The organism is Hyphomicrobium nitrativorans NL23, assembly GCF_000503895.1.
GTDB lineage: Bacteria > Pseudomonadota > Alphaproteobacteria > Rhizobiales > Hyphomicrobiaceae > Hyphomicrobium_C > Hyphomicrobium_C nitrativorans.
The window spans coordinates 2,916,083-2,937,028 of sequence record NC_022997.1 but is presented as its reverse complement, the minus strand read 5'-3'; the positions used below and the strand labels follow the sequence as shown (position 1 = coordinate 2,937,028).

The 20,946-nt window shown below is 64.6% G+C and carries 26 protein-coding genes and 1 pseudogene; 24 read left to right on the top strand and 3 right to left on the bottom strand.

From position 1 onward, the window contains the following. The first annotated feature begins 45 nt into the window (after positions 1-45). Positions 46-1,734, top strand: a complete 1,689-nt coding sequence (locus tag W911_RS13715; protein WP_023788146.1) for an NAD+ synthase — start codon at positions 46-48, stop codon at positions 1,732-1,734. Between the two features lie 24 nt (positions 1,735-1,758). On the opposite strand, the gene W911_RS18220 is transcribed toward W911_RS13715, so the two are convergent. After that, positions 1,759-3,324, bottom strand: coding sequence for a serine/threonine protein kinase (locus W911_RS18220; RefSeq protein ID WP_051388561.1), 1,566 nt, complete (start codon positions 3,322-3,324; stop codon positions 1,759-1,761). A gap of 229 nt (positions 3,325-3,553) precedes the next feature. On the opposite strand from W911_RS18220, the gene W911_RS17480 reads away from it, so the two are divergent. Next, positions 3,554-5,152, top strand: coding sequence for an FHA domain-containing protein (locus W911_RS17480; protein WP_023788145.1), 1,599 nt, complete (start codon positions 3,554-3,556; stop codon positions 5,150-5,152). A 39-nt stretch (positions 5,153-5,191) separates the two neighbouring features. On the opposite strand, the gene meaB is transcribed toward W911_RS17480, so the two are convergent. Next, positions 5,192-6,166: a methylmalonyl Co-A mutase-associated GTPase MeaB gene (gene meaB / locus W911_RS13700; protein ID WP_144083604.1), complete on the bottom strand. Its 975-nt coding sequence runs from the start codon at positions 6,164-6,166 to the stop codon at positions 5,192-5,194. Positions 6,167-6,405: 239 nt separating this feature from the next. Then, positions 6,406-7,392 (bottom strand): zinc metalloprotease HtpX, encoded by a 987-nt coding sequence (locus W911_RS13695; RefSeq protein ID WP_023788143.1) that lies wholly within the window; start codon positions 7,390-7,392, stop codon positions 6,406-6,408. A gap of 512 nt (positions 7,393-7,904) precedes the next feature. On the opposite strand from W911_RS13695, the gene rpsL reads away from it, so the two are divergent. From rpsL to rplR, 22 genes and pseudogenes are all read left to right on the top strand, one after another. Next, positions 7,905-8,276, top strand: coding sequence for a 30S ribosomal protein S12 (gene rpsL, locus W911_RS13690; RefSeq protein WP_023788142.1), 372 nt, complete (start codon positions 7,905-7,907; stop codon positions 8,274-8,276). 126 nt (positions 8,277-8,402) lie between these two features. Continuing rightward, entirely contained in the window at positions 8,403-8,873 is a 471-nt protein-coding gene (gene rpsG / locus W911_RS13685) for a 30S ribosomal protein S7 (RefSeq protein ID WP_023788141.1), read from the top strand. 73 nt (positions 8,874-8,946) lie between these two features. Further along, on the top strand, positions 8,947-11,037 hold the full coding sequence (fusA, locus tag W911_RS13680) for an elongation factor G (RefSeq protein WP_023788140.1): 2,091 nt from the start codon (positions 8,947-8,949) through the stop codon (positions 11,035-11,037). A gap of 90 nt (positions 11,038-11,127) precedes the next feature. Further along, positions 11,128-12,336, top strand: coding sequence for an elongation factor Tu (tuf, locus tag W911_RS13675; protein WP_023788139.1), 1,209 nt, complete (start codon positions 11,128-11,130; stop codon positions 12,334-12,336). A 78-nt stretch (positions 12,337-12,414) separates the two neighbouring features. Then, positions 12,415-12,723, top strand: coding sequence for a 30S ribosomal protein S10 (gene rpsJ, locus W911_RS13670; protein ID WP_023788138.1), 309 nt, complete (start codon positions 12,415-12,417; stop codon positions 12,721-12,723). Positions 12,724-12,786: 63 nt separating this feature from the next. After that, the gene (gene rplC, locus W911_RS13665; protein WP_023788137.1) at positions 12,787-13,479 is read left to right on the top strand and encodes a 50S ribosomal protein L3; all 693 of its coding nucleotides are present in this window, start codon (positions 12,787-12,789) and stop codon (positions 13,477-13,479) included. After that, on the top strand, positions 13,479-14,129 hold the full coding sequence (rplD, locus tag W911_RS13660; RefSeq protein ID WP_023788136.1) for a 50S ribosomal protein L4: 651 nt from the start codon (positions 13,479-13,481) through the stop codon (positions 14,127-14,129). Before rplC ends, rplD begins: the two co-directional genes overlap by 1 nt. Further along, positions 14,129-14,422 carry a 50S ribosomal protein L23 gene (locus W911_RS13655; protein WP_023788135.1) on the top strand — a complete coding sequence of 98 codons (294 nt, stop codon included), beginning with the start codon at positions 14,129-14,131 and terminating at the stop codon, positions 14,420-14,422. Before rplD ends, W911_RS13655 begins: the two co-directional genes overlap by 1 nt. A 13-nt stretch (positions 14,423-14,435) precedes the next feature. Beyond that, positions 14,436-15,263, top strand: a complete 828-nt coding sequence (gene rplB, locus W911_RS13650; RefSeq protein ID WP_023788134.1) for a 50S ribosomal protein L2 — start codon at positions 14,436-14,438, stop codon at positions 15,261-15,263. A 34-nt stretch (positions 15,264-15,297) separates the two neighbouring features. After that, positions 15,298-15,576, top strand: a complete 279-nt coding sequence (gene rpsS, locus W911_RS13645; RefSeq protein WP_023788133.1) for a 30S ribosomal protein S19 — start codon at positions 15,298-15,300, stop codon at positions 15,574-15,576. Beyond that, a pseudogene (gene rplV, locus W911_RS13640) lies at positions 15,576-15,956 on the top strand (50S ribosomal protein L22); the annotation flags it as partial. The gene rpsS and the pseudogene rplV, both read left to right, overlap by 1 nt. Positions 15,957-16,051: 95 nt before the next feature. Beyond that, positions 16,052-16,828 (top strand): 30S ribosomal protein S3, encoded by a 777-nt coding sequence (rpsC, locus tag W911_RS13635; protein ID WP_023788131.1) that lies wholly within the window; start codon positions 16,052-16,054, stop codon positions 16,826-16,828. A gap of 28 nt (positions 16,829-16,856) precedes the next feature. Further along, complete coding sequence (rplP, locus tag W911_RS13630; protein WP_023788130.1) at positions 16,857-17,267, top strand: 50S ribosomal protein L16; 411 nt, start codon at positions 16,857-16,859, stop codon at positions 17,265-17,267. 11 nt (positions 17,268-17,278) lie between these two features. Next, positions 17,279-17,509 (top strand): 50S ribosomal protein L29, encoded by a 231-nt coding sequence (gene rpmC, locus W911_RS13625; RefSeq protein ID WP_023788129.1) that lies wholly within the window; start codon positions 17,279-17,281, stop codon positions 17,507-17,509. A 12-nt stretch (positions 17,510-17,521) separates the two neighbouring features. After that, positions 17,522-17,755 carry a 30S ribosomal protein S17 gene (gene rpsQ, locus W911_RS13620; RefSeq protein WP_023788128.1) on the top strand — a complete coding sequence of 78 codons (234 nt, stop codon included), beginning with the start codon at positions 17,522-17,524 and terminating at the stop codon, positions 17,753-17,755. Positions 17,756-17,850: 95 nt separating this feature from the next. Further along, entirely contained in the window at positions 17,851-18,219 is a 369-nt protein-coding gene (gene rplN, locus W911_RS13615; protein WP_023788127.1) for a 50S ribosomal protein L14, read from the top strand. Continuing rightward, the gene (rplX, locus tag W911_RS13610; protein WP_023788126.1) at positions 18,219-18,545 is read left to right on the top strand and encodes a 50S ribosomal protein L24; all 327 of its coding nucleotides are present in this window, start codon (positions 18,219-18,221) and stop codon (positions 18,543-18,545) included. The genes rplN and rplX overlap by 1 nt, the downstream gene beginning before the upstream one ends. A 3-nt stretch (positions 18,546-18,548) precedes the next feature. After that, positions 18,549-19,232, top strand: a complete 684-nt coding sequence (rplE, locus tag W911_RS13605; RefSeq protein ID WP_023788125.1) for a 50S ribosomal protein L5 — start codon at positions 18,549-18,551, stop codon at positions 19,230-19,232. A 42-nt stretch (positions 19,233-19,274) separates the two neighbouring features. After that, positions 19,275-19,580, top strand: coding sequence for a 30S ribosomal protein S14 (gene rpsN, locus W911_RS13600; RefSeq protein ID WP_023788124.1), 306 nt, complete (start codon positions 19,275-19,277; stop codon positions 19,578-19,580). Between the two features lie 13 nt (positions 19,581-19,593). Then, positions 19,594-19,992, top strand: coding sequence for a 30S ribosomal protein S8 (gene rpsH / locus W911_RS13595; protein ID WP_023788123.1), 399 nt, complete (start codon positions 19,594-19,596; stop codon positions 19,990-19,992). Positions 19,993-20,030: 38 nt separating this feature from the next. Beyond that, positions 20,031-20,573, top strand: coding sequence for a 50S ribosomal protein L6 (gene rplF / locus W911_RS13590; protein ID WP_023788122.1), 543 nt, complete (start codon positions 20,031-20,033; stop codon positions 20,571-20,573). Positions 20,574-20,583: 10 nt separating this feature from the next. Further along, positions 20,584-20,946 (top strand): 50S ribosomal protein L18, encoded by a 363-nt coding sequence (gene rplR / locus W911_RS13585; protein ID WP_023788121.1) that lies wholly within the window; start codon positions 20,584-20,586, stop codon positions 20,944-20,946.

Below are 20,946 nucleotides of genomic sequence, written 5' to 3'. Positions count from 1 at the left end.
CCGTTGTCGCTGGACCGCCGCCCGTCCGCGCCCTAAATCTCCTGCATGAGCAGCACCGCATCCGAGGCTCAAGCCGAGCCGACCTCACTGAAAATCGCGCTGGCCCAGTTGAACCCCACCGTGGGCGACCTGGACGGCAACGAAAAGAAGCTTCTCGATGCGCGGGCCATCGCCGCCGCCGAGGGCGTGGATCTCGTCGTCTTTCCGGAGTTGTTTCTGACCGGCTATCCGCCGGAAGACCTGGTGCTGAAGCCCGCGTTCCATGCCGCCGCGCGTGCGCGTGCCGAGGCGCTGGCGGCCCGTCTCGGGCCTGGCCCCGCCGTGCTGGTCGGCACGGTCTGGCCCGAGGGTGACGCCATCTACAACGCGGTGCTGCTGCTCGATGGCGGTACCGTCGCTGCCGTGCGCCATAAGGTCGATCTGCCGAACTACGGCGTGTTCGACGAGAAGCGGGTGTTTCGCCCCGGCAGCCTGCCGAGCCCCATCGGCTTCCGAGGCGTGCGCCTCGGCGTGCCGATCTGCGAGGATATCTGGAACGACGAGGTCACGGAGTGCCTCACCGAATGCGGCGCCGAAATCCTGCTCGTGCCCAACGGCTCGCCCTTCGATTGGAAGAAGCCGGATGTGCGTATGAACATCGCGGTTGCGCGCGTGACCGAAAGCGGGTTGCCGCTCGCGTACGTCAATCAGATCGGCGGACAGGACGAGTTGGTGTTCGATGGGGCCTCGTTCGTCCTGAACAGCGACCGCAGCCTTGCCTGCCAGCTGCCCGCCTGGGAGGAGCACGTCGCCATCACGGAGTGGACACGCGGCCCCGATGGCTGGACGTGCGCGCAGGCCCCCGTCCATACGGAGTCCGAAGGCGATGGCGCCGCTTATCAGGCCTGCGTGCTGGGCCTGCGCGATTACGTCAACAAGAATGGCTTCCCGGGTGTCGTGCTGGGCCTCTCCGGCGGCATCGACAGCGCGCTCGTGGCCGCCATGTCCGTCGATGCGCTGGGAGCCGATCGTGTCCACGCGATCATGATGCCCTATCGCTACACGTCGGATCAGAGCATCGCCGATGCAAAAGCCTGCGCGGAGGCGCTGGGCATCCGTCTCGACACGGTGCCGATCGCGCCCGCCGTGGACGGCTTCACGGCCGCCCTCGAAGGCATGTTCAGGAACCATGCGGCCGACTTGACGGAAGAGAACATCCAGAGCCGCGCACGCGGGGTCATCGTGATGGCGATCTCCAACAAGTTCGGCGCCATGGTGGTGACGACGGGTAACAAGAGCGAAATGAGCGTCGGCTACGCCACGCTCTATGGCGACATGAATGGCGGGTTCAATCCCGTAAAGGATCTCTACAAGCTGGAGGTTTATCGGTTGTCGCGCTGGCGCAACGCGCATGTTCCGAAGGGCGGCTTCGGCCCGGCGGGCGAGGCGATCCCCGAAAGCATCATCACGCGCGTGCCGACGGCCGAGCTGCGCGAGAACCAGACCGACCAGGACAGCCTGCCGCCGTATGACGTGCTGGACGACATTCTCGTGTCGTTGGTCGAGCACGAGCTGCCGGTTGCCGGCGTCATCGCGCGCGGCCACGATCCGGATGTCGTGCGCAAGGTGGAGCGTCTGCTCTATCTCGCGGAGTACAAGCGCCGCCAGGCCGCGCCCGGCGTGAAGATCTCGTCGCGCAATTTCGGCCGCGACCGGCGGTATCCGATCACCAACCGCTTTCGAGAAGAGCGGTAGCGAAAGACCAAGCTGGCCGCGCCGTCAATGCCCGCGCGTTCCGTCGGCGCAGAAGGTGAGCGCAACGTGGCACACACCGAACGCCCGCTCGCAGGCCCAGCGGGCATCCGTTTCCGCTCGCTCGATGGAGGGCCCCGTCGCCGCCTTCCAGCGCGCCGGATCGGTGGAGACTTCCGCGAGCGACCAGCACTGGTCTTTCGTGATCCGCGCGATGACGTGGCATTCCGCGCGCCCGAGTTTTTCGTTGCAGGATTTGAGCGCGGCCGCTTCCGCCGTTTCCCGGCTGCGCTCCTGCACGCGCGCGAAGATGTTGCCGCCGCTGTCGACGACGGCGCCCCAGCAATCCGCGCCCGAGAAGAGCCCGCCGCACCGCGCGAACGGGCCCGACTGGCCGCTGAAGACCAACACGCCGAGCGCCAGCAGCAGCGCGGCGACACCCGCGGCGGACGCTGCCAGGATGCGGGGGGGCAAGGCGCGCACTTTCTCGATATGCGGAATGCGCGACACCCAGTCAGACCACGGTAGGCTTCTGACTTTGGCGACCCAGGGATGCTGTGGAAGCTCGGCAAGACGCGTGCGCACGAGGCGCGCGTAAAGAGCGAGTCGCGCTTCCGCGCCGGAGGGCTGTGCCTCGGCATTCTCGGCGGCATGGACCCTCACGGTCGTCTCCGCCGCATCCTCGATCTCGCCATCGTCCGCCAGGGCGCTCCCCGCGAGCAGCTTGGATCGCCATTCGGCAACCGACTGCGGCCGGTCGCCGGGAGACAGGCGCAGCGCGTCGTCGATGGCTTCGAGGAAACGCGCGCGATAGCGCCCCGCGCCGGCGTCGATTGCGGGAACAAGATCGTCCGCGAGTTGGCGCGCTGTCGCTTCCGACGGTCTCGTGCCCGCAACCGCGCGGTAGAGCGTCGCGCCGAACGCGTAGATGTCGGTCCAAGGCCCGTAACGGTCAGCGGTGGAGACGTATTGCTCGGGCGCCGAGTAGCCGCTCTTGAACACCAGCGCGGAGACGAGCTGAGAGTGCTGCTTGATCTCGAAGCGTGACGCCCCGAAGTCGAGAAGGATCGGCATACCGTCGGCGCCGCGCACCATGATGTTTTCGGGCGAGATGTCGAGATGCCAGGTGCGGTTCTGGTGCACGAGTTCGAGAGCGGAGAGAAGCGGCGCGGCCACGAGGTCGAGTTCGTCTTGCGTCGGCGGGCTGTCGAGCCCCCGCAGCCAGGTCTCCAGCGTGCGCCCCTGGATCAGGTCGAGCACCATGTAGGCGGTGTCGTTCTGCTGAAACACGCGCCGTACGCCGATGATGTTCGGGTGATTGAACTGCGCCAGCAGGCGCGCTTCGTCGAAGAATTTCTTGAGCGCCCAGCGGTAGTCTTCCTCGGCGTTGGCGCGGCTGGTGAACTTGAGCCCGCCGTTCTCGCGCCGCACGAGATCCTCGGGGAAGAACTCCTTGAGAGCGAATTCCTTGTGGAGCATCTCGTCGTCGATGCGATAGGTGATGCCGAATCCGCCGCGGCCGAGAACGCCCCTGATCACGTATTGGTCGATGCGGGTGCCGGCTTTCAGCACCGCGTCGTTTTCGCCCTCCATGGATTGGCGTCTCCCCTCGCGCGACGTCCTGGCTGTCGCGCCGTCACAATGCCCCATTCCAATGATGTCGGAAAGGGTTGCCCTGGCCCCATGCATCCGGCACATGAAGGTGGCTCTGATGAGGAGATCGCATGTCGGCCACGAGCGGGCGGGGGCTGATGTTGAACGCACCGGACCGGCGGCGTAAGATGGCGATCCAATCCCTATGACGATACCTGGAGACGCGAGCATGTGGCGCCCGGCGAGGCAGCGCAAAGCTGTTGTAGCGGTCGGCCTCGCAATCGTGGCCTTCTTTGGTGCGGCTGGCGCGCAAGCGTCCGAGGTTCGGCTTCTTTCCGAATGCGGGCCCCCCACGCAAGCCAACGCAACGCGCACGCTTGTGTGCGAGTTGCGCGCAACCGGCCCTGCCGAATTCCAGGCCGTAACGGCACGGATCGAGGGCGAGAGCGCCGATCTCGATGCGCGTTTCGAGCCGTTCGATGCGGAGCGCGAGGGCTCCACCACGGCCTATCTCATCCAGACGTTGCCGTCGGCGCGGCGCGCCACGCTCGGCCAGATGGCGGATGCGGTCGTGAATATCGCGGACCGGCGTGACGGCCAGCGCCGCTTTACCGCATACACGTTCGCCGATGGTCTGACGGCAGTTGCCGATTCGGGCGTCTCGCGCGATGCGTTCGTGCGCCAGCTCATCGCGATCGGTGCGGCTACGGGTCCCACCCATCTCTACGCGGCGGTGCGCGAGGCGGTGGCCGCCCTGGCCAAAGAAACCGGCGCGCGCAAATCGCTGGTGATCCTGGCCGACGGCACGTCGGACGATACGGAGGCGACCCACGACCGCGTCGTGGAGGCCGCGCGCGATGCGGGCGTGACCATCCATGTGCTCGGATATTACGACGACGCGCGCCAGCGCTCGAAGTTCGAAGCGCTCGCACGTTTGGCCGAGGACACCGGCGGCTACGCCGCGGAAGTGAAACGCGGCGCGGGCGCAAAGAACGATTTCACCAGAGAGATCGTCACCAGCCGCTTTCTCACGGACATCGTCGAGAACGGCGGCATGGTGACGGCTGCTCTCGACGGTCCGGCGGGCACGCGCAAAATCGCCTTCACCGCGATCCTTGCGGACGAAAAGACTTTGTCCGCCGAAACTCAGGTGACGATCCCGCCGGCCGCTGCACACGCCCCTTCGCCGCGCGTCGAGACCGCCGAGCCGGTTGTCGTCCCCGCTCCCACGCCCGATTCCGAGATCGTCGAAAGCGAAGGCCGGAGCTGGCTTGTTCTTCTTGCGTTGGGCGCGTTCGCGGGCCTCGGCATCGCAGGCTGCGTATTCTTTGGAAAAGACGTGTTCCAGTTCGTGCGCTGGTGGATCGAGGCTGAGCCGCGCGCTGCAGCCAACGTCGGAGACGATGCGGCGGCGAGTGTCCCGACACGGCAAACGCCTGCGCTGGCTCCTCCCACGCCTGCGCCGCGTCCGGCACGCGCGAATGCACCGTCGCGCCAGCGCGACGGGGACCGGCGGCCCGTTGTCTATGGCTGGCTTGAAGCGCTCGACGGCGACGCTGCGCGCCATCCTCTACGCTCGGTCGATGTGCGCGTCGGACGGCACCGGGACAACGACATCTGCCTGTCGAACGATTCGATCTCTCGGCGGCATGCAGCCGTGCGGTACGACGCGAAAACGCGGCGCTTCACGATCACCGATCTCGGCGCGGGGAACGGCGTGATCGTCAACAAGACGCGGTGCAAATCGCGCGAGTTGAATGACGGCGATACGGTAGAGCTGGGCGAAGTCCGCCTCCGCTTTCGCGCCGAACCGGACGTCCAATCCTGATTGCCTGCTGTTGGCAACGGCAGGGGGCCATGCCGCGCTTCAGCCGGAGCGCGCGAGCAGTTTCCGCGCCGCGGCGTCCGGGCTCGTGCGGCCGGACAGAACTTCGTCCGCAAGCCCGTCCATCTCGCGCCCGCTGTCTTCCTTGACGCGCCGCGCGACGACGTCGGCGGCCGCCCGCGCGATGAGATAGCGCGCCCTGCGGCGACGTCGCGCCATAGGGCCGGCGTCCGCGCCCTGCAGGCCGACTTCGCGAACCTTCTCCACCAGCGCCGGCACGCCGTCGCCCGTCGTCGCGGTGGTCTTGAGCACCGGCACGGCCGAGCGGAGCGAACGGATCGACAGCGCGCCGAGAAGCTGCTGCAGCGTCAGCTCCGCGCCTTCCCGGTCGCCCTTGTTGACGACCATGATGTCCGCGATTTCGAGCAGGCCCGATTTCATGGCCTGAATGTCGTCGCCGAGGCCCGGCGCGGAGATGACGACGCGCACGTCCGCCACTTCCGCAACGTCCATCTCGTTCTGACCCGTGCCGACGGTTTCGAGCAGGACGAGATCGAAGCCTGCGGCGTCGAGCGCGTCGATCACGCGCACAGCCGCCGGCGAAAGGCCGCCGAGATAGCCGCGGCTCGCAAGCGAACGCACGAACACGCCGTCGTCGTCGAGGGCTGCCGTCATGCGGATGCGGTCTCCGAGGATCGCACCGCCCGACACGGGGCTCGACGGATCGACCGCGATGACGCCAACCGTGCCGCCTTGAGAGCGCACATGCGCGATGACGGCGTTGACGAGCGTCGATTTGCCCGCGCCCGGAGGTCCCGTGAATCCGACGACAAGCGCGTTCCCCAGATGAGGCTGCAACGCTTCGAGCAGCGGAGGCGCGCTCGTCGAGAGTTTTTCGAGTTCCGTCACCGCGGCGGCAATCGCACGACGTTCGCCTGCGCGCAGGCGCGCGACGAGGTCGGGAATCGCTTCGAGCTTGAGCGTCGAGCGCGGCATCGGCGGGGCGGTCTGGGTCATGCTGTCCATGTCCGCGCTGATACGCACAAATATGTCGGGCTGCAATGGCCGGGCCGTCACATCCCCCGCTTTCGCCTCTGCGGAGCATGGCGTCGCCATGATGGCGCGTGAGCGGTTCGCTCTCTCAACCCAGCCCGCAAGGGCTCGGGAGCAAGGCGACCCGGCACGAGTGCCGCCCCCGCGGAGCGCCGTCCATGCGGAGCATGGCTTCGCCATGACGGCGCGTGAGCGAAAAGAGTTTAGAACCACAGGCCCGGCCAGCGGTAGCGGGGCCGCATGTCGCCCGGCCCATAGCCGACGAGGCTCACCATCGGCTGCTCCACGATGACGAGGGGGGCGTGCCGGTCTTGGCCGCCGGAGGCCGCTTTGAGGGCGGCCAGGCGCGCGATGCGATCCTCCGTCTCGGGGTGCGATCGAATGAGCGAGGGCTGCGGCACCCGCCGGCCGGGCACCGGGAACATCAGATCCTCCCAGAAATGGCCGGTGGTCGTTTCGAGCCGGCGCAGCGCGGACGCAAGCGCAGGCGCGTCCCCCGTGAGGGCCGCAGCGTCCGCGTCGGCCTGGAATTCCCGAGTGCGCGAAAGGCCGAGCTGGAGCAGGCTGAAAAGCGCGGGGGCAAGATAAAGGGTGAGGACCACCCACCAGGATATGGGGTCCTCGCCGGTCAAAAACGCGAGGCCGTTATAAAGCGCGATCCCGAGAGCGGCGTAGCTCATGAGCTGGAGAACGCGGGTGATGACGTCCGCGAGCCCCATCACCAGGAGATCGTTGTTGCGGATATGGGCCACTTCGTGGGCCAGCACGCCCGCCGTCTCGGCAAGCGAAAGGCGCCTCAGCAACCCTTCCGTAACCGCAATGGCGGAATGATCGCGTGAGCCGGCCGCGAACGCATTCAACGTCAGGCTCGGGACCACGTAGAGATCGGGCCGCCGGGGGAGGGCCGCCCGGTAGGCGAGGACGTCCACGAGGCTTGAAAGCTGACTGTCGTCCTGCGGCACGGGGGTCGCCCGGTAGAGGCGCATCATCGCATCCGGCGGCATCCGCACGACCAGCGCGCAGACGGTCGCCAGCAGGACCGGCACCGCGAGCAGGCCGGCAATGCCCCAGGCCAGCATGGCCGGAGCGGCGACAAGCCCGGCGAATCCGAGCAGCAGCATCGCCGCGTCGCGCAGATTCGGCCCCTGCATTGCGTCGGCGTATGCGCTCGTGTCCAGGAACGGTGGCATTTTCACCCTCCGCAGCGTTCGGGGGTCGGCGGTACGGGGAAAGGCGGGATAACTGGCTAGGACGACCGAAAAATGCCCCCGAAAAGCGTCATTCGTGTGTTTAATGAGGGGACCCGGCACGGGGCGGCGATGGCATTGCGCGAACTTTTTGCGGTCAGATCGCAATCTCTCGCGACTTCTTGCTTTTCGATGCCCGCAAGGTGTTGACCGGGAATCCACAAGTGTATATAGCTGCGCCCACTCTCACGGTAGGTGGTAGGCAATCTCCGCGCGTTTTCGCGCTTTGGCCTAGACGCTGCCGTCCAAAAGCAGAGGACATTTTCGGACCAAGATCGCTGGCAAGCCGATAAGGCAAGCCGGATGATCCTCTGGTTTTTTCCGTGCCAGGCTCCGGGGGATCCGGGGCTCGGCGGGTTTTGTTTGGTGCACGCATTCTTATCGAACAGCGGTGCGCGGACAAACCGAAACGGCAACCAACCGGCGTGGAGCCGGTCGAGAAGGCGGAACGTCGAATGCCGACGATACAACAGCTGATCCGGAAACCCCGGAGCCCGAAGGTCTACCGCGAGAAGTCGCGCCACATGGAGGCGTGCCCTCAGAAGCGCGGCGTCTGCACGCGCGTCTATACGACGACGCCGAAGAAGCCGAACTCGGCTCTGCGTAAGGTCGCGAAGATCCGGCTCACCAACGGGCATGAGGTCATTGGCTACATCCCCGGCGAAGGCCACAACCTTCAGGAGCACTCTGTCGTGCTCATCCGTGGCGGCCGCGTGAAGGACCTTCCCGGTGTCCGCTACCATATCCTGCGCGGCGTGCTCGACACCCAGGGTGTCGCCAACCGCAAGCAGCGTCGTTCGAAGTACGGAGCGAAGCGGCCGAAGTAGGCCGTTCTCGCGGAGGTATCCCGGACGAGCCGCCTGAGACGCGGTGAGGTCTGGGAGATCTCTTGAAATGTTTCAGGTGGCTCGCCCGGGAGTGAGCCGATCGAATTAAGCGAAGGACTAGGACCCATGTCCCGTCGTCACAGTGCAGAGAAGCGTGAGGTCAATCCGGATCCCAAGTATTCTGACTTGGTTCTCACCAAGTTCATGAATGCGGTGATGGAAGACGGCAAGAAGTCCGTCGCCGAGCGCATCGTCTATGGCGCCCTTGAGCGCATGGAGAGCAAGGCGAAGTCGGACCCGGTGGCGATGTTCCACCAGGCGCTCGACAACGTCATGCCGTCGGTCGAGGTTCGCTCGCGTCGCGTTGGCGGTGCGACCTATCAGGTCCCCGTCGAAGTTCGTACCGAGCGCCGCCAGGCTCTCGCCATCCGCTGGATTATCGCTGCTGCCCGTGCGCGCAACGAGAACACCATGGTGGAACGCCTGTCGGGTGAGCTCCTCGACGCATCGTCCAATCGCGGCACGGCCGTGAAGAAGCGCGAAGACACACACAAGATGGCGGACGCCAACCGGGCGTTCTCGCACTACCGCTGGTAGACGGACAACAAGGGAACAGAGCGCTGCTGCGCCCAACTGGTAATGGGCAGCTGACGCGCGAAGGAAGAGACTGATGGCCCGGCAATATCCCATTCAGGACTATCGTAACTTCGGCATCATGGCGCACATCGATGCTGGCAAGACGACGACGACCGAGCGGATTCTCTACTTCACCGGGAAGTCCTACAAGATCGGCGAGACGCACGATGGCGCCTCGACGATGGACTTTATGGATCAGGAAGCCGAGCGCGGCATCACGATCACGTCGGCCGCGACGACCTGTTTCTGGGTGGATCGCGACAACAAGCGTCATCGCCTGAACATCATCGACACGCCAGGCCACGTCGACTTCACGATCGAGGTCGAGCGTTCGCTGCGCGTGCTCGATGGCGCCGTGTGCGTTCTCGATAGCAACCAGGGCGTCGAGCCGCAGACGGAAACGGTCTGGCGCCAGGGCGACAAGTACAACGTTCCGCGCATCATCTTCTCCAACAAGATGGACAAGACCGGCGCCGACTTTTTCATGTGCGTCGCGGATATCAAGGACAAGCTCGGCGCGCGCGCCGTCCCGCTGCAGATTCCGATCGGCGCCGAGAGCGATTTCCGCGGTGTCGTCGATCTCATCAAGATGAAGGCCTACACGTGGGAAGGCGACGCCAAGGACGCCCCCATGACGGAAGGCGAGATCCCGGCTGAGCTTCTCGACAAGGCGAACGAGTTCCGCGGTCTTATGATCGAAGCCGCCGTCGAAATGGACGACGCTGCGATGGAAGCGTACCTCGAAGGCAACGAGCCCGACGAGGCGACGCTCCGCAAGCTGATCCGTAAGGCGACCGTCACGCGCGCATTCTACCCGATGATGTGCGGCTCCGCGTTCAAGAACAAGGGCGTCCAGCCCCTGCTCGACGCGGTGGTGGACTTCCTGCCGAGCCCGGTCGATCGTGAAGCCTACAAGGGCACGGATCCGAAGACGGGCGAGGATCTTCCGCGCAAGCCGTCCGACGCCGAGCCGCTCGCCATGATCGCATTCAAGATCATGAGCTTCGAGCATGTCGGCTCGATCACCTTCTGCCGCATCTACTCGGGCAAGCTTGAGCAGGGCATGGCGCTCGCCAACACGTCGCGCGGAAAGAAGGAACGTGCGGGCCGCATGTACCTCATGCACGCCGCCGACCGTGAAGAGATCAAGGAAGCCTTTGCCGGCGACATCGTCGCTCTTCAGGGCATGAAGGACATTCGCACGGGCGAAACCCTGTGTGATCCGAACAAGCCTGTCATCCTTGAGAAGATGGAATTCCCCGAGCCCGTCATCAACCTCAAGATCGAGCCGAAGACCAAGGCCGACCAGGAGAAGATGGCGATCGCGCTGAACACGATGGCGGTCGAGGATCCCTCGTTCCGCGTCACCATCGACCAGGAGAGCGGCGAGACGATCCTGCGGGGCATGGGCGAGCTTCATCTCGACATCAAGGTCGACATCCTGAAGCGGACCTACAACGTCGAAGCCAACGTCGGTCAGCCGCAGGTGGCTTACCGCGAGACGCTCGCGCGCCCGGCCGACATCGACTACACGCACAAGAAGCAGACCGGCGGTACGGGTCAGTTCGCGCGCGTGAAGATCAAGCTTGAGCCGAACGAGACGGGCAAGGGCAACGTATTCGAGAGCACCATCGTCGGCGGCGCCGTGCCGCGGGAGTACATTCCCGGCGTCGAAAAGGGTGTCCAGGGCGTGTGGGATTCGGGCGTTCTCATCGGCTTCCCGATCGTTGACATGAAGGTCACGCTCCACGACGGCGGCTTCCACGAGGTAGACTCGTCCGCCATCGCCTTCGAGATCGCCGCCCGCTCGGCCATGAAAGAAGGCTGCGAAAAGGGGGGCATCAAGATCCTCGAACCCGTCATGGACGTCGAGGTGGTGACGCCTGGCGATTTCGTGGGCTCCATCATCGGCGACATCAACTCCCGGCGCGGCCAGATCCGCAACCAGGAGATGCGCGGCAACGCGACTGTGATCCGCGCATACGTGCCGCTTGCGAACATGTTCGGCTACGTGAGCCAGCTCCGCTCGATGTCGACGGGGCGCGCATCTTACACGATGCAGTTTGCTCACTACGCCGACGTGCCGCGCAACGTGGCCGAAGAGGTGAAGGCGAAATACGCCTGATGCGGTGGCCCTGAAGGGCCCAGCGGCAGGTAGCAGAGATCCGGTCATGCCGGGCAAGAACTGAAAGAACGAGCTTAAGGAGAGCCAACTATGGCCAAGGCGAAATTCGAGCGCAACAAGCCGCACGTCAACGTCGGCACCATCGGTCACGTCGACCACGGCAAGACCACGCTCACCGCGGCACTAACGAAGGTTTCGACCGACAAGGGTTGGTCCAACTCGTTCGTCTCGTACGACGACGTTGCGAAGGCATCGGCCGCTCAGGGCCGCCGCGACGCTTCGAAGATCATCACCATCGCCACCTCGCACGTCGAGTACGCGACCGAGAACCGCCACTACGCCCACGTCGACTGCCCGGGCCACGCTGACTTCGTGAAGAACATGATCACGGGCGCGGCGCAGATGGACGGCGCGATCCTCGTCGTGTCGGCCGTCGACGGCCCGATGCCCCAGACCCGTGAGCACATCCTGCTCGCCCGTCAGGTCGGCGTCCCCTACATCGTCGTCTTCCTCAACAAGTGCGACATCGTCGACGACGCAGAGCTTCTCGACCTCGTCGAGATGGAAGTTCGCGAGCTTCTCTCGAAGTACCAGTTCCCGGGCGACGACGTTCCCGTCATCCGCGGCGCCGCGATCCAGGCCCTCACGGGCGAGAAGGGTCCGCTCGCAGACGAAGCGATCATGAACCTCTTCAACGCCCTCGATACCTACATCCCGCTCCCCGAGCGCCCGAAGGACCAGCCGTTCCTGATGCCGATCGAAGACGTGTTCTCGATCTCGGGTCGCGGCACGGTCGTCACCGGCCGTATCGAGCGCGGCCTTGTGAAGGTCGGCGAGGAAATCGAGATCATCGGTCTCCGCGACACGCAGAAGGCCATCGTGACCGGCGTCGAAATGTTCCGTAAGCTTCTCGATCAGGGCGAGGCCGGCGACAACGTTGGCTGCCTCCTGCGCGGCATCGACAAGAACGCTGTCGAGCGTGGCCAGGTTCTCGCGAAGCCCGGCTCCGTGAAGCCGCACAAGAAGTTCAAGGCTGAGGCCTACGTCCTCACCAAGGAAGAGGGTGGCCGTCACACGCCGTTCTTCTCCAACTACCGTCCTCAGTTCTACTTCCGCACGACCGACGTCACCGGCGTCGTGACGCTGCCGGAAGGCACCGAGATGGTGATGCCGGGCGACAACATCGCGGTGGATGTCGAGCTCGTTTCGCCGATCGCCATGGAAGAGAAGGTCCGCTTCGCCATCCGTGAAGGTGGCAGGACCGTCGGCGCCGGCGTCGTCACCAAGATCATCGAGTAGCAGACGAAGAGAGGCGCTCGTGAGGGCGGCGGCAACGCTGGGTCCGAGCGCTTCTCCTCATTTAGCGGGTTCAAGAAAATGAACGGCCAGAATATCCGAATCCGGTTGAAAGCGTTCGATCATCGAATTCTCGATGCGTCGACGCGGGAGATCGTGAACACGGCGAAGCGCACCGGCGCAGAGGTGCGGGGGCCGATCCCGTTGCCGACCCGCATCGAGCGTTTCACGGTCAACCGCTCGCCGCACGTCGATAAGAAGAGCCGCGAGCAGTTCGAGATGCGCACCCATAAGCGGATGCTCGACATCGTGGACCCCACGCCGCAGACGGTCGACGCGCTCATGAAGCTCGACCTCGCCGCTGGCGTGGACGTGGAAATCAAGCTCTAGAGGATGTCGCAGCCTTCGGGTTTCGCCCGGACGGCCGCGAGAATAAGGGAAGGAATGCGAAGAATGCGTTCCGGAGTGATTGCACAGAAGGTCGGCATGACCCGCATCTTTACGGATGCTGGCGAGCACGTGCCTGTGACGGTCTTGAAGCTCGAAAATCTTCAGGTCCTCTCGCAGCGCACCGCCGACAAGCACGGCTACACGGCCATTCAGGTAGGCGCCGGCACACGTAAGCCCTCGCGGCTTATCAAGTCCGAGCGCGGCACCTTTGCGGTCGCGAACGTCGAGCCCAAGCGCAAACTGGCAGAGTTTCGTGTCAGTCCTGAGAACTTGATCGACGTTGGCGCCGAGATCACGGCCGACCATTTCGTTGCGGGCCAGTTCGTGGACGTCACCGGGACCAGCCAGGGCAAGGGCTTCGCCGGCGCCATGAAGCGTTGGAACTTCGGCGGTCTGCGCGCGAGCCACGGCGTGTCCGCCGTGCACCGTTCGCACGGCTCGACCGGTCAGCGCCAGGACCCCGGCAAGGTGTTCAAGGGCAAGAAGATGGCCGGTCACATGGGTGACGAGCGCATCACCACGCAGAACCTCGTCGTCGCAAAGATCGACGTGGAGCGCGGCCTTCTGATGATCCGTGGCGCTGTGCCCGGTTCGAAGGGTGGCTGGGTGATCGTCCGCGACGCCGTGAAGAAGAAGCCCCATGCCGATGCGCCGCTTCCCGGCGCCATTCGGACGACGGAGAAGGAGAAGGCGTGATGAAAACCAACGTCACCACGCTGGAAGCGAAGGCGGCTGGCGAAATCGAGCTCGCCGACGCCATTTACGGCCTCGATCCGCGCTCGGACATCCTGCACCGCATGGTGCGCTGGCAGCAGCTCAAGCGCATGGCCGGCACGCATCACGCGCAGGATCGCTCGGAAGTGTCCGTCACGGGCAAGAAGTTCCAGAAGCAGAAGGGCAGCGGCAACGCACGCCACGGCGATAAGTCGGCACCGCAGTTTCGGGGCGGCGGCAAGGCGTTCGGCCCGAAGCCGCGCAGCCACGCGATCGACCTGACGAAGAAGTTCCGCGCGCTCGCGCTGCGTCACGCTCTCTCGGCTAAGGCCAAGGCCGGCGACATCGTCGTGCTCGACGCGACGGCTTCGGCGGAAGGCAAGACGGGTGCACTGAAGAAGCAGTTCGCAACGCTTGGCTGGAAGAGCGCGCTCATCATCGATGGCGCGGCCCTCGACGACGGCTTCGCGCGCGCGGCTCGCAACATCCCGCACATCGACGTGCTGCCGATCGCCGGCATCAACGTCTACGACATTCTCCGCCGCGAGAAGCTCGTGCTCACGAAGGCCGCTGTTGAAGCGCTCGACGTGCGCTTCGCCGACGTGACGGCCAAAGCCGCGGAGGCGAAGTGATGAACAAGCTCAAGGCCTACGACGTCATCCTCTCTCCGGTCATCACGGAGAAGGCGACGGCTGTTTCCGAGGCGAACCAGGTGATCTTCAAGGTCGCCGGCACCGCCAACAAGACCGACATCAAGAGCGCTGTCGAAATCCTCTTCGATGTGAAGGTCAAGGCTGTGAATACCCTGGTGCGCAAGGGCAAGCGGAAAGTGTTCCGCGGCATTCGCGGCCAGCAGAGCGATTTTAAGAGGGCCATCGTGACGCTCGAGGAAGGCCACTCGATCGACGTTACGACGGGCCTGTAGAGGAGCCATACCGATGGCATTGAAGACTTTTCGTCCGACGTCTCCGGGTCTTCGCCACCTGGTTCAGGTCGACCGCGGTCACCTCTGGAAGGGTGGCCCGGTCAAGATGCTGACCGAGGGCAAGCAGAAGTCCGGCGGACGCAACAGCGACGGCCGTATCACCACGCGCCACATCGGCGGCGGGCATAAGCAGTCCTACCGGCTGATCGACTTCCGTCGTCGTAAGCACGACGTCGTCGCGACGGTCGAGCGGCTGGAGTACGACCCTAACCGGACGGCGTTCATCGCGCTCATCAAGTACGCGGACGGCCACCTGTCCTACATTCTTGCGCCGCAGCGGCTCGCCGTGGGCGACCAGGTCGTCTCGGGCGCCAAGGTCGACGTAAAGCCGGGCAATGCCATGCCGCTGTCGGGTATGCCGATCGGCACCATTGTCCACAACGTCGAGCTGAAGCCGGGTGCCGGCGGTCAGATCGCACGTTCCGCCGGTGCCTTCGTGCAGCTCGTCGGCCGTGACGCCGGCTGGGCGGTGCTGAAGCTGAACTCGGGCGAAACCCGCAAGGTGCGTTCGGACTGCATGGCCTCCGTCGGAGCCGTGTCGAACCCCGACCACACCAACGAAGTGACCGGCAAGGCTGGCCGCACGCGCTGGAAGGGCACGCGCCCGACCGTCCGTTCGATCGCCATGAACCCGATCGACCATCCCAACGGCGGCCGCACGAAGGGCGGTAAGCATTGGGCGACGCCGTGGGGCAAGCCGACCAAGGGCTTCAAGACCCGTAAGAACAAGCAGACCGACAAGTTCATCGTCAGAAGCCGCGCCAAGGCCAAGGGCAAGTAAGAGCCTGAGCGGCTGAGACCGAGGAGACACGAGAGTGACACGCGCAGTTTGGAAAGGCCCATTCGTCGACGGCTACATTCTCAAGAAGGCTGAGAAGGTGCGGTCGTCTGGCCGCAACGAGGTCATCAAGACCTGGAGCCGTCGCTCGACGATCCTGCCCCAGTTCGTTGGCCTGACGTTTGGCGTCTACAACGGGCAGAAGCACGTTCCGGTGAACGTCACCGAAGACATGATCGGGCACAAGTTCGGCGAATTCTCGCCGACGCGCACGTTCCATGGTCATAGCGGCGACAAGAAAGCGGTGAGGAAGTAATGGGCAAGCCGAGCCGGGAAAGAAGCCTCTCGGACAAGGAGGCACGCGCGATTGCGAAGAACCTTCGCGTCTCGCCGCAGAAGCTGAACCTCGTCGCGGGTCTGATCCGCGGCAAGAAGGTCGACAAAGCGCTCGCTGATCTCGAATTTTCGAGGAAGCGGATCGCCCAAGACGTGCGCAAGTGCGTCATGAGCGCGGTCGCCAACGCCGAGAACAATCACGATCTCGACGTGAATGCGCTCGTCGTGGCCGAGGCTTATGTCGGCAAGAACATGGTCCTGAAGCGCTTCGCGGCCCGCGGCCGCGGTCGTGGCTTCCAGATCCTGAAGCCGTTCTCGCAGATCACGGTCGTGGTTCGCGAGACGGAAGAGGAAGAGGCTCCCAAGGCGAAGAAGGCCAAGGGCAAGGCCGCGAAGCCGAAGGCTGGCGCCAAGAAGGCCGCCGAGGCCACAGCAGCCGAGAAGGAGGCCGAGTAATGGGTCATAAAGTCAATCCCATCGGGCTGCGCGTCGGTATCAACCGCACCTGGGATAGCCGCTGGTTCGCCCATCGCGGCGAATACGGCAAGCTTCTCCATGAGGACCGCGCCATCCGCGCGCACATCATGAAGCAGCAGCGTACGGCTGGCATCTCGAAGGTCGTGATCGAGCGTCCGCACAAGAAGTGCCGCGTGACCGTTCACACGGCTCGCCCGGGCGTGCTCATCGGTAAGAAGGGCGCCGACATCGAGAAGCTCAGGAGCGAGCTCGCGCGCTTCACGTCGTCGGAAGTCCACCTCAACTTGCTTGAGGTCAGAAAGCCCGACACCGACGCGACGCTCGTCGCCGAGAACATCGCCCAGCAGCTTGAGCGCCGCGTTGCGTTCCGCCGGGCCATGAAGCGCGCCGTGCAGACGGCGATCCGCGCCGGTGCCGTCGGCATCCGCATCAACGTCGCCGGCCGTCTCGGCGGCGCGGAGATCGCCCGCACGGAGTGGTATCGCGAGGGCCGCGTGCCGCTGCACACGCTGCGCGCCGACATCGACTTTGGCTACGGTCTCGCCCAGACGGCTTATGGCGTGATCGGCATCAAGGTGTGGATCTTCAAGGGCGAGCTCATGGAGCACGACCCGATGGCCTCCGAGCGCCGTGCGACCGAGGGCGCCGGTGACGGTACCGGCCGTCCGCGCCGTGAGGATGGTGAGCGCCGTGACCGTGGTCCCCGCCGTGGCGGACGGGCCGAGGCCGCTAAGGAGGGCGAGGCGCAGGCCTGAAAAGGCCGCTCCCTGAGGGATTGAACCGATGTTGCAACCGAAGAAAACCAAGTTCCGCAAGCAGTTCAAGGGCCGTATCCACGGCGCTGCGAAGGGCGGCACGGAACTGAACTTTGGCTCTCATGGCCTCAAGGCCGTGGAGCCGGAGCGTGTCACGGCACGTCAGATCGAAGCGGCTCGCCGCGCCATCACGCGCCACATGAAGCGCGCCGGCCGCGTCTGGATCCGCATCTTCCCGGACGTGCCCGTGACCAAGAAGCCGGCCGAAGTCCGCATGGGCTCGGGTAAGGGCGGTATTGAGCTCTGGGTGTCGCGTGTGAAGCCTGGCCGCATCATGTTCGAGCTGGACGGCGTGCCGGATCAGATCGCTCGTGAAGCGCTGAAGCTCGGCGCCGCCAAGCTCCCGATCAAGACGCGCATCGTGACGCGCATCGGCTGAGGAGTGAGAGAATGAAGACCGAAGAGTTGAAATTCCTGACGCTCGACCAGCTCGATGGAGAGCTCGTGAAGCTTAAGAAGGAGCAGTTCAACCTGCGCTTTCAGAAGGCTTCGGGTCAGCTTGAGAACACGTCGCGCGTGCGCCAAGTTCGCCGTGACATCGCGCGCGTCCTGACCGTGGCTGGCCAGAAGCGGGCGGGCTCTGCCCCCCAGTCGAAAACCCAGTCGAAGACCGACGCGTAAGGAGATAGAGAGATGCCGAAGCGCGTCCTGCAGGGTGTGGTCGTCTCGAACAAGAACGAGAAAACCATCGTCGTTGAAGTCGAGCGCCGCTATACCCATCCGCTCTTCAAGAAGACGGTGCGCCGCACGAAGAAGTATCACGCTCACGACGAGAACAACGTCTTCAAGGAAGGCGATCGCGTCGAGATCCAGGAATCGGCGCCGTTTTCCAAGTTGAAGCGGTGGGTTGCACTGGAAAAGGTTTGAGGAATTCGGGTTCCGCGCGCAAAACGCAGCGGGATCCGGATCGGGAATTCAAGGTTTGACGCCGCGATCGACGCGGCAGGAAGAGAGCAAGTGCGATGATCCAGATGGAGACGAATCTCGACGTCGCTGACAATTCGGGCGCGCGTCGCGTTCAGTGCATCAAGGTGCTGGGCGGTTCGAAGCGCAAGTACGCCACCATCGGCGACACCATCGTCGTGTCGGTGAAGGAGGCTATTCCGAAGGGCCGCGTCAAGAAGGGCCAGGTGATGAAGGCCGTCATCGTGCGCGTCGCCAAGGGCGTGCGCCGTCCCGACGGCTCGCTGATCCGCTTCGACCGTAACGCGGCCGTCCTCATCAACGCCAACGGTGAGCCCGTCGGCACGCGTATCTTCGGGCCGGTGACGCGCGAGCTGCGCGGCAAGAACCACATGAAGATCGTCTCGCTCGCTCCGGAGGTGCTGTAATGGCCTCGCTCAAGATTAAAAAGGGCGACAAGGTGATCGTCCTCACGGGCCGCGACAAAGGCAAGCGCGGTGAAGTGATCCAGGTCCGCCCGAAGGAGAATCGCGCGCTGGTTCGCGGTGTCAACATCGTGCGCCGCCATCAGCGCCAGACGGCATCCCAGGAAGGCGGCATCGTCTCCAAGGAAGCGCCGATCCAGATTTCGAACCTCGCCATCGAGGATCCCGTGGACGGCAAGCCGACCCGCGTCGGTTTCCGCATCCTGGAAGATGGCACCAAAGCCCGCGTCGCCAAGCGCTCGGGCGAGCTTATTCCGGAGAAGAACTAAGCCATGGCCGACAACAAGAAATCCGCAAAGGCGGGCAAGCCGGCCGGCGGCGCCCCGCAGGGCAAGCCCGGCAAGGAGCCCAAGGCCGAAAAGCGCGCCAAGGGCGAGGTCGAGCTGCGCGAGTGGAAGCCGCGGCCCGAGGGCTATCGTCCGCGCCTGAAATCGCATTATGAGCAGGTCGTTCGCGACGCGCTGAAGGAAAAATTCGGCTACGCGAACCCGATGCAGGTTCCGAAGATCGAGAAGGTCGTGCTCAACATGGGCGTGGGCGAGGCGACGGCCGACCGCAAGAAGGTCGACAACGCCGCCGGCGATCTCGCGCTCATTGCCGGTCAGAAGCCGCTGCTCACCAAGTCGACCAAGTCCATCGCGACCTTCAAGGTCCGCGAAGGCATGACGCTCGGCGCGAAGGTCACGCTGCGCGGCGACCGGATGTACGAGTTCCTGGACCGCTTCGTCACGATCGCGCTTCCGCGCGTGAAGGACTTCCGCGGCCTGAACACGAAGAGCTTCGACGGCCGTGGCAACTTTGCCTGCGGTCTCAAGGAGCACATCGTGTTTCCCGAGATCGATTACGACAAGGTCGATCAGGTGTGGGGCCTCGACGTGATCGTCGTGACCTCTGCCAAGACCGATGACGAGGCCCGCGAGCTGCTGCGCGGCTTCAACTTCCCTTTCCGTAGCTAGAGGACCTCGGGCAAGACCCGAAAGGCCTTTGGAGGACCATGAATGGCTAAGACGAGCTCAGTACAGAAGAACAACCGGCGCCGGAAGCTGGCTGCGCAATATGCGGCCAAGCGTCAGCGTCTCAAGGAAATCGCCGACGACCTGAAGCTGCCGGCCGAGGAGCGCTTTGCCGCCCGCCTCAAGCTCGCCGAGCTGCCGCGCAACAGCTCCGCCGTGCGTATCCGCAATCGTTGCGAAGTGACCGGCCGCGCCCGTGGCTACTATCGCAAGCTTAAAATGTGCCGCAACCAGCTCCGCGAGCAGGCCTCTCAAGGCCTGGTTCCCGGCATGGTCAAGTCGAGCTGGTAAGGAGCCGAAGCACATGGCAGTGAACGATCCCCTGGGCGATATGCTCACACGCATCCGCAATGCGCAGCTCCGTCGCCGCCCGAAGGTGTCGACGCCCGCGTCGAACATTCGCGCGCGCGTTCTCGACGTGCTCGCCGAGGAAGGCTATATCCGCGGCTACACGCGCATCGAGCAGAAGGGCAGCTTCCCCGAGTTCGAAATCGAGCTGAAGTATTTCAACGGACAGCCGGCGATCAAAGAGATCCGTCGCGTGTCCACGCCCGGCCGGCGCGTTTATTCGCCGGTTCGCGATCTGAAGAGCGTTGCCAATGGTCTCGGCGTCGCAATCCTCTCCACGCCCAAGGGCGTGATGTCGGATTCGCGCGCCAAGGAAGAGAACGTCGGCGGCGAGATCATCTGCAACGTGTTCTGAGGGAGGCCCCGGCCTGGCCGGGGCTTGAGGAAGTCAGCATGTCACGCATCGGAAAAAAACCGGTTCCCGTTCCTGCCGCCGTGACCGCGACGGTGAACGGCCAGACCGTGACCATGAAGGGTTCGAAGGGCGAGCTGTCCTTCACGCTGCCCGAAGAGCTCAAGGTCGAGAAGACCGACGACGGCATCACGCTCTCCATGGTCGAGGACACCAAGAAGGCGCGCTCCATGTGGGGGATGTCGCGTTCGATGGTGCAGAACCTGATCACGGGCGTCACCGAGGGCTACACCCACACGCTTGAGATTCACGGCGTTGGTTTCAAGGCGGCGATGAAGGGCAAGGATCAGCTCACGCTCTCTGTCGGCTTCAGCCACGACGTGGTGCACACCATTCCCGATGGCGTCGACGTAAAGGTCGGCGGCGCCAAGCAGGAGGTCGTGACCGTCTCAGGCATCGACAAGCAGCTTGTCGGCCAGGTTGCCGCCGTCATTCGCGCCTCGCGCAAGCCGGAGCCCTATCAGGGCAAGGGCGTGCGCTTCAAGGGTGAGCACGTCTTCCGCAAGGAAGGCAAGAAGAAGTAGGACCGAGGCTATGGCCAATAAAGACTCCCAGTTCGAGAGGCGCCGCGCGCGCGTCCGCCGGTCGCTGAAGGCCCGGGCCGCGAACCGTCCGCGTCTCAGCATTCACCGCTCTTCGAAGCACATCTACGCTCAGGTCATCGACGACGCCGCGGGCCGCACGCTCGCAGCCGCATCGAGCCTTGAGAAGGACCTCAAGGGCTCGCTCAAGACGGGCGCCGACAAGGCTGCAGCTGCCGCGATCGGCAAGCTGGTCGCCGAGCGGGCTGTCAAGGCGGGCGTCACCGAGGTCGTGTTCGACCGCGGCGGATACCTCTTCCACGGGCGCGTCAAGGCGCTCGCTGATGCCGCCCGCGAGGGCGGGCTCAGCTTCTGA